Below are 11,878 nucleotides of genomic sequence, written 5' to 3' on the forward strand. Positions count from 1 at the left end.
AAGAAGCACTGTTTGAAGCCAACAACACGCCTTTCGGTCTGGCCGCCGGCATTGCCACCACGAGCCTGAAATACGCCACCCATTTCAAGCGCCACAGCCAGGCCGGCATGGTGATGGTGAACCTGCCCACCGCCGGTGTGGACTACCACGTGCCGTTTGGTGGCCGCAAGGGCAGCAGCTACGGTTCGCGCGAGCAGGGTCGTTATGCGCAGGAGTTCTTCACCACGGTGAAGACGGCCTACATCGGCGCCTGATGCAGCCGCGCGCAGACACTATCGAAATGGTAGCTGTCTGCGCAGGTACTCTGTGCGCTAGAGGGTGTTTTTAAGCGGATATTTCACAGCATCCCGGCCACCCAGCCTCCGATCGCTAAACAGCCCGTCAGCCCCGGCGACTCGATGCCAAATAGGTTGACCAAGCCCGGCACGCCATGCGTCTCCGGCCCCTGGATCAGGAAGTCCTTGGCCGCCTCGTGCGGTGCCTGGATTTTCGGGCGGATGCCGGCGTAGCCGGGTTGCAGCGCGCCGTCGGCCAAGCCGGGCCAGTACTTACGCACCTCGACGTAGAAGGCATCGCCGCGCGCCGGGTCGACCGCCAGGTCGTCCGGGCCGTCCACCCACTGCACATCGGGCCCGAACTTGGCTTGGCCGCCCAGGTCCAGCGTCAAGTGCACCCCCAGTCCCGCCGCCTGCGGGGCCGGGTAGATGAGATGCCGGAAGGGGGCGCGGCCAGTCAATGTGAAGTAGTTACCCTTGGCAAAGTAGGGCGTGGGCACGTGCCGCGCATCCAGCCCGGCGCAGCGGCGGGCGAGGGCAGGGGCGTGCAGCCCGGCGGCGTTGACGACACTGCGGGCCTTTAGCCGGGTACCATCCATTGCTTCTAAAATAATAGCTGCCTGCGCAGATTCCATATGCGCCAGCGGGCTATTTAGTGCCAAATTTCCACCCGCGTGCTCCAGATCCCCCAGCAGCGCCAGCATCAGCGCGTGGCTGTCCACAATGCCGGTGCTGGGCGACAGCAGCGCGCCGCTGCATTCCAGCTGCGGCTCCAGTGCCCGGGCGGCGGCGCGGTCTAGCCAGACCAGGTCGTGCACGCCGTTGGCGGCGGCCTGCAGGCGAATGCGCTCCAACTGCGCCCGTTGCCCGGCATCGGTGGCCACGATCAGCTTGCCGCAGCGCTGGTGGCCAATGCCGCGCTCGGCGCAGTAGGTGTACAAAAGTGCTTTGCCCTGTACGCACAACTGGGCTTTGAGCGAACCCGTCGGGTAGTAAATACCGGCGTGGATGACTTCGCTGTTGCGCGCGCTGGTGCCGGTGCCGATGGCATGGGCTGCTTCCAGCACCAGCACTTCGCGGCCTTGCAAGGACAGCGCCCGGGCGACGGCCAGGCCAACCACCCCGGCACCTATGACGACGGCATCGACCTGTTCCACATCAGCCCAGTTTGTCGCGCTGGGCCAAGCCGGGGAACAGCTTCAGCCACAGCGCGGCCACGATCAGCGTGCCGATGCCGCCCAGCACCACCGAGCCCACCGGCCCGAGCAGCGCAGCGGTGGCCCCCGATTCAAATTCGCCCAGCTGGTTGGACGCACCGATGAACACCGAGTTCACGGCGCTAACCCGGCCGCGCATGGCGTTAGGGGTTTCCAACTGCACCAGGCTTTGCCGCACCACCACGCTGACCATGTCGGCACCGCCCGAAATCCCCAGCGCCGCCAGCGACAGCAGCAGGCTGGTCGACGCCCCAAACACCACCATGCACAGCCCGTACACGGCCACCGCCAGCAGCAAGGTGCGGCCCACTTTGCGCTGCAGCGGCCAGCGCGCCAGCACGATGGACATCGCCAGCGCCCCGACCGCCGGGGAGGCGCGCAGCAAGCCCAGGCCCCAGGGCCCCGTGTGCAGGATGTCTTTGGCAAACATCGGCAGCAGGGCCGTGGCCCCGCCCAACAGTACGGCAAACAGGTCCAGCGACACGGCACCCAGAATGGGTTTGTGTTCCCAGATGAAATGCACCCCGGCCAGCACGCTGCGCAGCGTCATGGGTTCACGCGGCGGCGGCACGTGGTCGTAGCGCAGGCCCGACAGCAGCACCACGCTCACGCCAAACAGCAGCACGCCGCTGGCATACACCGCGCTGGCCCCGGCCAAAAAGATCGCCCCGCCCAGTGCCGGGCCGCCGATGGTGGCGGCCTGCATGCCAGCCGCACTCATCGCCATGGCCTGTGGCAGCAGGGCCGGTGGCACCAGCAGCGGCGTGAGGGCCTGCTGGGCCGGCATCTGGAAGGCCCGGGCGGCACCTAGCACCAGCGACACCAGTAGCAGCCATTCGCGGCTCACCCATTCTTCGTGCGTGACCCACAGCAACGTGACCGCCACCAGCGCCTGCAAGGCCACGCAGGTGGCCACAATCTTGCCCCGGTGCACCCGGTCGGCCACATGCCCGGCCACCAGCGACAGCAGCAGGGCGGGCAGAAATTGCAGCAAGCCCACCAGGCCCAGGTCCCAGGCGCTGCCGGTCAGGTCGTACATTTGCCAGCCCACGGCCAGCATCAAAATTTGGCTGCCCAGGGTGCCGAAGATGCGGGCAATCCAGAGGCGAAGAAAGGCGCGGTGCGCAAAAAGGGAGTTCAAGAGGGGTCTTTTCGGATGGTTGAAAGCGGGCCGTGCAAGGCCGCCAAACATCATAAGGGCGCGCCCGGTAGCGGAGCTGGCGGGGGCTGGGTACGATGGTGTAAAGCATTCCATCCACGGAGGCACAGGTATGGCAAAAGCGGCTTCCCATTCTGTCAGCGCGTCGGCGCGCAAGTTCCTGCACCAGGGGATTCGCAAGCTGTTTGCCGCTGCGCCCCGGCCCGTGCGGTTTGCGGTGTACCGCTCGTTTGTTGATTGCGATCCCGCGCCTGCCGCCAACCTGGTGCTGAAGATCGCCGAGACCCGCGAAGAGCTGCAGGCCTGCTTTGGTCTGCTGCACGATGCCTATGTGAACGCAGGCTTCATGCAGCCCGACCCCAGCGGCATGCGCGTGACGCTCTACCACGCGCTGCCCACCACCACCACCTTGTGCGCCAAGATCGACGGCCAGGTGGTGGGCACCATTTCCTTGATCCGCGAGAGCGTGTTTGGCTTTCCGCTGCAGGCCATTTTTGACCTGAACACGGTGCGCGAGGTGGGTGGCAACATCGCCGAGGTGTCGGCCCTGGCGGTGCACCCGGACTTCCGCAAAACCGGCGGGGCGATTCTGTTCCCGCTGATGAAGTTCATGTTCACCTACTGCGCCACCTATTTCGACACCCGGCATATCGTGATTGCGGTGAACCCGAACCGCATCGAGATGTACGAGTCGCTGCTGTTCTTTCAGCGGCTGCGCGCCACCCCGGTAGACAGCTACGATTTTGCCAACGGTGCGCCCGCCGTCGGGGCCAGCCTGGACCTGCACGCCGCGCCGCAGCTTTTCAAACACGTTTATGGTCCCAAACGGCAGCGGAAAAACCTGCACAGCTACTTCATGGAACTGGAGCTGCCCAACATCCAGCTGCCGCGCCGCCGCTACTTCACCACCAACGACCCGGTGATGACCCCGGAGCTACTGGATTATTTTTTCAACCAGAAAACCCCTGGCTTCGAGCGCCTGGATGCGCGCAAAAAAGCCTTGCTGCACACTATCTACAACCTGCCGGAATACCAGCCCGTGCTGCCCACCATGGCTCCCGCCGCCGAAGCCGGTGCGGCCCATCCACTGCGGGCGCACCCGCGCTATTCGCTCAAATGTCCGGCCGAGCTGCGGCTGGAACGCGCCGAGGGCACTGAAATCCACACGCTGGATGTCATTGAGATATCCAGCGGCGGTTTCCAGGCCCATTGCGACAGCGCGCTGCCCCTGCAACTGTGGGGCAGCGTGTGGGTGCATCTGGGAAAGGGCGAAAAATCCACCGTGCGGGCGATGGTGGTGCGGGCCAAAGACCGTTTTTTCGGCTTCAAAATCGACAGCCCCGATGCGGTGTGGCAGCGCTGCGTGCAGGTGCTGGAAGCCGGTACCACCCACGCGCACGCTACTCTTTAAATAGCTGCCAGCGCAAGTAGGGTGTGCGCTGGAGGCCTGTTTGGCTTGAAATTTAGTGCAGGTAGTCGCCGTCGGGGGCGCTGGACGATACGTTGAAAAAGCTGGTGCCGGTGGTGCCACGGCCAATTTCGTCCTCGGTGGCTTCGCGCACACCGGCCACCGTCAGTTTCAGGCGCAGCGCCATCCCGGCCAGCGGGTGGTTGCCGTCCAGCACCACGTGTTCGGGGTAGATTTCGGAGACAATGTACAGGCCGTGGCGGGGCACTTCGGGGCTGATGCCCTCGGGTAGGGCGTTGCCGTCAAAGCTCATGCCTTCTTCGAGCACCTCAGGGAACAGTCCACGCGCCTCCAGAAAGATCAGTTGGTCGTTGAAGTCGCCAAAGGCTTCCTCCGGCTCCAGGTGCAAGTCCAGCACGTCACCGGCCTGGTGGCCCTGCAATTCATCTTCTACCTTTTTGAGCAGATCGCCGCCGCCCACCAAAAGTTCTACCGGCTCGTCGAGCACGTCCAGTTCCACGCCCAGGGTGTCCTTGAGCGTCCAGGTCAGAGCGACCACACATTGTTGGGTAATTTCCATAGGAGAATTGTAGTCATTGCACACCCCCAGGCTACACGCTTCGCGTTTTCGCCAACCCCCTTGCTGGGGGCGAACCTAGTGGCCCGGCAAAGCCGGTTCCACGGGTTCCTGGAATCGGCTGGTTATGCCCGTCTGTGGGGGTCAGTCGTAATTGCGTGTCAAAACCTATATTGAAGGAACTCTGTGGATACCACCCAAATTTTGCCGCTGTTGGGCGGACTCAGCCCGCAGCAATTCATGCGCGACTACTGGCAAAAGAAGCCTTTGCTGATCCGCCAGGCCATCCCCGGTTTCCATGCCCTGCTAGACCGCAGCGCCCTGTTCGCGCTGGCCGAGCAGGACGAAGTTGAGTCGCGCCTGGTCACCCAGACCGACACCGGCTGGAAGATGAAAAACGGCCCCTTGCCGCGCCGCGCCTTGCCGCCGCTGAAAACCCCCGGCTGGACTTTGCTGGTACAGGGGGTGGATACCCACGCTGCCACCGTACACGACCTGCTGCAGCAGTTTCGCTTTGTGCCCGACGCGCGGCTGGACGACGTAATGGTGAGCTTTGCCACCGACGACGGCGGCGTCGGCCCGCACTTTGACAGCTACGACGTGTTTTTGCTGCAGGCCCACGGCCAGCGCCGCTGGCGTATCGGTCGGCAAAAAGACCTGACCCTGGTAGACGGCGCACCGCTGAAGATACTGGCGAACTTTGTGCCCGAGCAAGAGTTCGTACTGGAGCCCGGCGACATGCTTTACCTGCCGCCGCGTTACGCCCACGACGGTGTGGCGGTGGGCGAGTGCATGACCTATTCGGTAGGTTTTCGGGCCCCGAAGCGTGCCGAGCTGGTCCGCGAACTCATGCAGCGCATGGCCGAGGAGGCCGAGGATGCGGTCGGTGAGGCCTTGTACGGCGATGCCGACCAGCCCGCCACCGATACGCCGGGGGCCATTCCGGCTGCTTTGCAGAATTTTGCGCAAGCCGCATTGAAAGAGCTGCTGGACGACCCGACTGCACTGCAATGTGCCCTGGGCGAGGTGCTGACCGAGCCCAAGGCGCAGGTTTGGTTTGAGGCCAGCGAGCCGTCCGAGCCCTTGGGCGCCATCACCTTGGATCCGCGCAGCCGCATGTTCTACGACACGCACCACATCTTCATCAACGGCGAAAGCTTCCGAGCCGCCGGGCGCGATGCCACGCTGATGCGCCGCCTGGCCGATGCGCGCACACTGGGGGCTAAAGAGCTGGCCCGCGCCAGCGCCGATGCACGCTCCCTGGTGCTGTCGTGGTGCGCTGCGGGCTGGGTGCATTCCCACTGAAAGGTTTCGCCATGGACGACCTGTTGCCCGCCCCCGAAGTGCCCCAACGCCCCACAGGCCGATTTTTGGGCCGGGTAGCGTTCCAGCAAATGGTGCGCGATGCCCTGGCCTGCGCAGCCCATGAAGGTTGGCGCGAAATCGTCGTCAGCGACCCAACTTTTGAGGACTGGCCACTGGGTGAACGCGACGTTTGCACATCTTTACACGCCTGGGCGCGGCCAGGACGGCAGTTCACCATGCTGGCTGTTGCATACGACGAGGTGGTCCGCCGCCATGCCCGTTTCGTGGCGTGGCGGACTACCTGGTCGCACCTGATCGACTGCCGCGCCTGCCGTAGTGCCGACCCGCAAGATATGCCTAGCGCCCTGTATAGCCCTGTATGGACGATGCGCCGTCTGGACCTGGAACACAGCAGTGGCATTTGCGGAGATGACACCCAGCGGCGGGTGCTGTTGCAGCAGGCGCAGGGTGAGTGGCTGCGCAAAAGCAGTCCGGCGTTTGCAGCGTCTACGCTGGGGTTGTAAGTTTGCTTGTTGTATTTACGAGTAAGGGTTTTTGGGCATTGCAGAAGAAGAAGCTTATAATCGAGGGCTGAGTTGAAAGAACTCGAGTGCTTTCTCTCGGTCACATACACGTAAAGTTATGCTGACGATTTCCGGAAATTGTTTCTACGCCCTATCTCTTTAAGGAATTTTCTAATGAACAAATCGCTTGTACTCGCGGCTTTGATGGCTGCTGTTGTTTTGGCTGCTTGCGGCAAAAAAGAAGAGCCAGCTCCTGCACCAGCACCTGTTGTTGAAGCACCAGCACCTGCTGCAGCTCCTGCCGCTGAAGCTGCTGCTTCCGCTGCAACCGACGCTGCTGCTGCTGCTACCAGCGCTGCTGCTACCGCTGTGGACGCTGCCAAAGACGCTGCTTCTGCTGCCAAGTAATTCTTTTCAGAATTCTTAAAAAGCCACCGCAAGGTGGCTTTTTTTATGGGCGATCGCCAGGCGGGTTGGGTGCAGTGCTTGCATTCCAGGCTTCACCCACAAACTACAAAGACTAAGCTACAGGCCTGTGCCCTGAGACGATGGAGAAATGTGTGGCAGATTTTGTAATGAGTATGGTGCGGTTTTTGGTTCGTGTGGTCGTATTGGCAATGGGTCTCGTGTTTGCCGCCAGCCTTTTGTTGGTCGTGGTGGCGCTGGCCATCATGTGGGGGCTGGGCGCGCTGTGGGCCAAGCTCACGGGTCAGCCAATGACTCCTTGGGTCATGCGTGTGAATCCCCGCACTGGCTGGAGCAAAGCCTCCCAAGCCGCCAGCCGATGGCAGCCCTATGCCAAGCAGTCCAAAGGCCGCTCTAAAGCCGACCGTGACTTGGCTGACGTCACCGATGTGCAGGTTAAGGACCTTTGAGTGTCGATTTAAACCATGCCAGCTTGCCCACATGCCGTGGCGGCCGCGGCAGTAAAGCACAAAACTGGTATGTCGCTAGGTGCGAAAAAATTGAGGCGGGCCTGTTGTGAACACCAGGCGTGTGTGCGTTAGCCGCCAGTAAGACATGATCTTTTCAGTACGAGCAGATTTGGGGCCTATTTAAGAGTCGGAATTTTTTACACTCACGATGGCGTGAATACAAAATTTCCATGTAAGTCATTGATTTTTATCAAAATTTTAAAATGGCACACACATTGCTTTTAGTCTCACATCAAGTCCCTCGTTTCTTCAATTTAGGAGTTCACATGAAATTCGCATTTAAAGCAGCCGTCCTTTCCGCCGCTGTCGCTGTTGCTGGCTTTGCTATGCCAGCTTTGGCGGCACCTACACCTAGCTTCACCGTCAACACTTCGTTGTTCGGCTACGCTACCCCTAACTTCACTTCTAACTTCATCAATGGTTCTGCGTCCACATTGGTTACGCTAAATAGCGGTGCTGTAACGCAAGCTGGCACTGGTTATATTAATTTCACCTCTTTTCAAGGTGTTGGTGCAGGTGATTCAGGTTTGAATCTTGGCAATAACAGTGGCTATGCAGTTTGGGCTGAATATAGCTACACGCTGTCTATTACATCCGGTACCTACGGAGCTGCTGGCAGCACATATAACGTCACCGCTTTGAATATTGCCTTGTATGGTGAGGTTAGCAACGGTGTGGCCAACAACAGTGTTTTCACTGCAGCTGATAACACTAATCCAAACAGTGGCACTGTTGTCCATTCCGCAGACACCGTTTTGCTTGGGACTGGTCAATCGGTAGTGGGTGTTTCATCTCTCAATGCTTTGGCAGGGACATCTTTAAATGCCACAATGAATTTTGCGCTCACTGGTGCTGGCAAGACTTTCTTCGTTGATCCGATTCCTTTCTACGACTTGGCATTCAGCAGCTTCACCAATACTACTAATGGATTTGATGCAAACTCTGCAACCGGCTTGGCAGCAGTAAACAACGCCTCTGGTGGTGTTGACTTCAACCGTGTCCCTGAGCCAACCAGCGTTGCTCTGCTGGGCTTGGGCTTGGTAGCATTGGCTGCGTCGCGTCGCCGCCGTAGCGTCAAGTAATTTGCACCCTAAGGTGTCAAATCAAAAAAAGGGGCTTCGGCCCCTTTTTTTATGGGATTTCCAAATTTTTTAACGACCGCTGTCGTAGACTCACTAGAGAAAAATACTTTTGCGTGTCACCAATTATTTGGAGAATTTGACGTGAGCTTGCAAGCATCTCTAGATAACTTGACCGGCACTAACATTACCGGACGCAGCCATCCAGTATCGAAAATTCATAAGCCGACATCTACCAGTGAAGTTCAGCAACTCGTCCTGCAGTCGCGCCAGAATAAAAGTCCACTTTATCCAATATCGTGTGGGTTGAATTGGGGCTATGGGTCAGCATCACCCGCAACGGCGGGTTGCGCCTTGGTTGATCTCAGTGGTATGAATCGAATTCTTAATGCGGACAAAATATCGATTTCGAATCCTATTGCCGTGGTGGAGGCTGGTGTTACCCAAGGACAGTTGTATGATTTCTTGCAATCACACTGCCCAGAGCTTACTTTTAATGTCACTGGATCGGCGCGTGGAACAAGTTTGATTGGAAATGCTTTGGACCGAGGCGTGGGTTATTTTGGACCACGTAAAGACGATTTATTTGGCTTGGAAGTGGTATGCGGATCGGGACAAATTATAAAAACTGGATTTCGGCGATTGGGTGAGGAGTCTCCTTTAGCTCATAGCCATCCCTTCGGATTGGGCCCTATGCTTGACGGGCTCTTTTTTCAGGGAAATTTTGGAATTGTGACGAGTGCTTGTTTTAGATTAATGCCACGTCGTCCAAAAGAAGTTGCAGTGTCACTTGCATTACGCGACAGCTCGAATCTAGGTTTATTTATTGATGAATTGGGCCGTCTTAAGCGAGAAGGGTTGATGACGTCGGTGACACATATCGCTAATAAAGCCCGTAGCCAAGCATCCATGATGTATGGAATGACAAGCTATCTTAAAGAGTTTTGCCATTTCAATAATACTGATGCCTTAATTGAAGCTGAAAAGGCGCTCCATGTTGTAGCACCTAACGAGTGGACGAGCCTTGGAGCAATCACAGGAAATAGAGGCCAAGTAGCGGCAGCAATCAAAGAGATTAAGCAGCGCATGAAGCGTATCGCGCGAGTAAGTATTATTACGGATGGATTATTAGATTTTGGGTATATCGTGATGCATAACTTGCGATTTTTACCATTTGCACGAGCCAATGCTGCGGCTATTTCGGCGATTAGGCCCTTGCATGCTCTCGCGCTAGGTGTTCCTACGGATGTTGCTATTGAGAATTTGCTATGGAAATATGATCGTACGGATCTTAAGGCTACACAACTGGATCAATCTAACTGCGGCTTAATGTTTATTAGTCCTGCATTGCCACCTGATGGGAAGGTCGTGGTACGTTTAATTGAAGGTATGAAGCAGTTGGCTGCACGATATGATCATATATTGTATATGACGATAAATATTGAAACTGCCACCTCTTTTGTTGCCATAATAAATATTTTATTTGATCGAAATCAGGTGACTCAAGTAGATAATGCGCATCGATGTGCTGATGAATTATTGGATTATATTCATACGCAAGGGTTGGAAATTTATAGAGCGCGTGCGGATGTGATGCGTGATATTATTTCCCGAGATCCATCTTATTGGCAGTCGATTAATTCTATTAAATCCACTTTTGATCCGGATAATATTATTTCGCCTGGAAGGTACAACATTAATTGAAATATTAATTCTATGATTAATATATTGATGGTCTGTACAGCTAATGTCTGTAGATCTCCCATGGCAGAGATAGTGGCTACGGAGCTAGTACGACGTAAGGGATTGTCGAAAGTTTTTTATTTTGAATCTGCGGGTACCCATGCAAGTAAAAATAAGATGCGGATAGATACCCGAGCCGTTGCTGCATTAGAGCGCCGAGGTTATGAGGTGAGAAAAACTCGTTCTCGTCCTATTGAAAACAAAGATTTCCAACGGTTTGATTTTATTTTTGCAATGGATAACTCGAATTATAGTGAATTGCAACGTATTTGCCCGCTAAAATTTAAATATAAATTGAAAATGTTTCTCGCCAAAAAAACGGAAGTTAATTCCCAGGAAATCCCTGATCCTTACTACGGAAACGATGAAGGATTTGAACGGGTATTAAATTTATGCGAAGCTGGAGTGCAAATATTTTTAGACAGCACTATGGTCTAGCTTTCAAGTTGCTTCTGTTTATATACCCGCTTCACGAATAGCTCGGAAGATTTCTTGAGCCTATCCTGAAGGGCCCCGATAGGCGAGAGGTCGTTCAACGCACGTTGTGGAATGTGGTTGTTGTAGGTGTTGACTTAGTTTCCAAGCCTATTGCTCCGGCCCTGTAAAGTTTTAAGCAGCTTATCGAACCCGGCGATATTGGAAGTAGCCAATAATGCACTCAACGTTTTGCTCCAACATCGTAATATGGTCGTTCGCAGCCTCGCGTAATTTGGCCTTGGTTCTGACGGGAACACGCTTGCCCATCTTCTGTTTCAGATCAGCATTGAGCCTTTCTTCCGGGTTGAGTTGTGGGCTGTAGCTGGGCTGGTAGAACGTAAGCGGCCAGCCATCCCATCTTGATGATTCAAACCAGCAGTGCGCCAGCGATGCGGCAGCAGCTCTGCGATCCGGGATTCGGATGCATGAGCAGCCGCTGCAGTAAGTACTTCTGGTAGGCCCACGGATTGCGCCCATGAAGCTTGGCCGACTGCACCAAGCTCATCACCATCGCGGCCCGCTGGCCGGCTAGTTCGCTGCCGGCAAAGAGCCAAGCCTTGCGTCCCATCGCCCAGGGGCGCATCAGCCGCTCGATGTGGTTTTTGTCGATGCTGAACTCGCCGTCATGCAGTAAGCCCGAGTTCGACAGTTAAACGCGTAACGTGTTGATTCCTATAGTTGAGCGTAGCAAACGCTCCACTACAAAAGGTCCAGCTGGGAGTTCAGAGATGGTTTTTTGACGTTCAGAGCGGCCAGGATGGCGGCATGCTCGTTTGTGATGGTGGACAAGCCGGTGACGGGCTGGGTGTGGTTGAGCGTGATGCGTTGGTGCTGAATGCGCCGCAGCTTGTCCAGAGCCCACTCCGGTGATAGCTGCGTGTCCTTGGCGTGCAGGCGGCTGCGCATGACACGGTACAGAATCAGGGCAGTAAAGCAAATGGCCGCATGGGCGCGTATGCGTTGCGGCAAGCGGTGGAAGATCGGGCCGATCTCGATCTCGGATTTGAGCACCCGAAAGCCGCGCTCAATGTCGGCCAGTGACTTGTAGCGGCGCACTACCTCGGCCGGACTCAGGTCTAGCGTATTCGTGACCAGCAGCAACTTGCCATCCATCAGCCGGGCGTGGGCCAGCGCCTTCTCATCAATGGTGTAGGTGAACAATTCGCTCTTGAGATCCAC

Annotated in this window: 13 protein-coding genes and 2 pseudogenes; 9 read left to right on the forward strand and 6 right to left on the reverse strand. The window is 57.0% G+C overall.

Features of this window, described 5'->3' with window-relative positions:
* A partial coding sequence (locus ABI213_RS10680; protein WP_348026994.1) for an aldehyde dehydrogenase family protein occupies positions 1-254 on the forward strand: 254 nt, incomplete at its 5' end.
* 83 nt (positions 255-337) lie between these two features.
* Here ABI213_RS10680 and ABI213_RS10685 read toward each other — a convergent pair.
* Both ABI213_RS10685 and ABI213_RS10690 read right to left on the reverse strand, forming a co-directional pair.
* The gene (locus tag ABI213_RS10685; RefSeq protein ID WP_348026996.1) at positions 338-1,432 is read right to left on the reverse strand and encodes an NAD(P)/FAD-dependent oxidoreductase; all 1,095 of its coding nucleotides are present in this window, start codon (positions 1,430-1,432) and stop codon (positions 338-340) included.
* 1 nt (position 1,433) lies between these two features.
* On the reverse strand, positions 1,434-2,633 hold the full coding sequence (locus ABI213_RS10690) for an MFS transporter (protein WP_348009045.1): 1,200 nt from the start codon (positions 2,631-2,633) through the stop codon (positions 1,434-1,436).
* Between the two features lie 130 nt (positions 2,634-2,763).
* Between ABI213_RS10690 and ABI213_RS10695 the strand changes: the two genes are divergently transcribed.
* Positions 2,764-4,062: a GNAT family N-acetyltransferase gene (locus ABI213_RS10695; RefSeq protein WP_348009046.1), complete on the forward strand. Its 1,299-nt coding sequence runs from the start codon at positions 2,764-2,766 to the stop codon at positions 4,060-4,062.
* Positions 4,063-4,114: 52 nt separating this feature from the next.
* Here ABI213_RS10695 and ABI213_RS10700 read toward each other — a convergent pair whose 3' ends face one another.
* Positions 4,115-4,639 (reverse strand): peptidylprolyl isomerase, encoded by a 525-nt coding sequence (locus ABI213_RS10700; protein ID WP_348026998.1) that lies wholly within the window; start codon positions 4,637-4,639, stop codon positions 4,115-4,117.
* A gap of 183 nt (positions 4,640-4,822) precedes the next feature.
* Here ABI213_RS10700 and ABI213_RS10705 point away from each other — a divergent pair, with 183 nt between their 5' ends.
* The 7 genes from ABI213_RS10705 (at position 4,823) to ABI213_RS10735 (ending at position 10,660) form a co-directional block, all read left to right on the forward strand.
* Complete coding sequence (locus tag ABI213_RS10705) at positions 4,823-5,941, forward strand: cupin domain-containing protein (RefSeq protein WP_348027000.1); 1,119 nt, start codon at positions 4,823-4,825, stop codon at positions 5,939-5,941.
* Positions 5,942-5,952: 11 nt separating this feature from the next.
* The gene (locus ABI213_RS10710; RefSeq protein ID WP_348027002.1) at positions 5,953-6,465 is read left to right on the forward strand and encodes a hypothetical protein; all 513 of its coding nucleotides are present in this window, start codon (positions 5,953-5,955) and stop codon (positions 6,463-6,465) included.
* Between the two features lie 214 nt (positions 6,466-6,679).
* Positions 6,680-6,892 (forward strand): hypothetical protein, encoded by a 213-nt coding sequence (locus tag ABI213_RS10715; protein WP_348009050.1) that lies wholly within the window; start codon positions 6,680-6,682, stop codon positions 6,890-6,892.
* Between the two features lie 133 nt (positions 6,893-7,025).
* A complete protein-coding gene (locus ABI213_RS10720) occupies positions 7,026-7,340 on the forward strand; it encodes a hypothetical protein (protein ID WP_348027004.1) in 315 nt (104 codons plus the stop codon).
* Positions 7,341-7,666: 326 nt separating this feature from the next.
* Positions 7,667-8,482 carry a flocculation-associated PEP-CTERM protein PepA gene (gene pepA / locus ABI213_RS10725; RefSeq protein WP_348027006.1) on the forward strand — a complete coding sequence of 272 codons (816 nt, stop codon included), beginning with the start codon at positions 7,667-7,669 and terminating at the stop codon, positions 8,480-8,482.
* Between the two features lie 141 nt (positions 8,483-8,623).
* Entirely contained in the window at positions 8,624-10,183 is a 1,560-nt protein-coding gene (locus ABI213_RS10730) for an FAD-binding protein (protein WP_348027008.1), read from the forward strand.
* Positions 10,184-10,210: 27 nt separating this feature from the next.
* Positions 10,211-10,660 carry a low molecular weight protein-tyrosine-phosphatase gene (locus ABI213_RS10735; protein WP_348027012.1) on the forward strand — a complete coding sequence of 150 codons (450 nt, stop codon included), beginning with the start codon at positions 10,211-10,213 and terminating at the stop codon, positions 10,658-10,660.
* A 180-nt stretch (positions 10,661-10,840) separates the two neighbouring features.
* Here ABI213_RS10735 and ABI213_RS10740 read toward each other — a convergent pair.
* From ABI213_RS10740 to ABI213_RS10750, 3 genes and pseudogenes are all read right to left on the reverse strand, one after another.
* Positions 10,841-11,035, reverse strand: a pseudogene (locus ABI213_RS10740) (IS630 family transposase); the annotation flags it as partial.
* Between the two features lie 44 nt (positions 11,036-11,079).
* A pseudogene (locus tag ABI213_RS10745) lies at positions 11,080-11,309 on the reverse strand (transposase domain-containing protein); the annotation flags it as partial.
* An 89-nt stretch (positions 11,310-11,398) separates the two neighbouring features.
* The coding region (locus ABI213_RS10750; protein ID WP_348027010.1) for an IS1634 family transposase at positions 11,399-11,878 on the reverse strand (480 nt) is incomplete at its 5' end.

This window comes from Rhodoferax sp., from assembly GCF_039922535.1.
In the GTDB taxonomy this organism is placed as follows: domain Bacteria; phylum Pseudomonadota; class Gammaproteobacteria; order Burkholderiales; family Burkholderiaceae_C; genus Rhodoferax_B.

Excerpts from the sequence above, each read along its gene's own strand:
- ABI213_RS10695 (WP_348009046.1), top strand. The coding sequence starts at position 2,764 with ATGGCAAAAGCGGCTTCCCATTCTGTCAGCGCGTCGGCGCGCAAGTTC.
- ABI213_RS10700 (WP_348026998.1), bottom strand. The coding sequence starts at position 4,639 with ATGGAAATTACCCAACAATGTGTGGTCGCTCTGACCTGGACGCTCAAG.
- ABI213_RS10710 (WP_348027002.1), top strand. The coding sequence starts at position 5,953 with ATGGACGACCTGTTGCCCGCCCCCGAAGTGCCCCAACGCCCCACAGGC.
- pepA (WP_348027006.1), top strand. The coding sequence starts at position 7,667 with ATGAAATTCGCATTTAAAGCAGCCGTCCTTTCCGCCGCTGTCGCTGTT.
- ABI213_RS10735 (WP_348027012.1), top strand. The coding sequence starts at position 10,211 with ATGGTCTGTACAGCTAATGTCTGTAGATCTCCCATGGCAGAGATAGTG.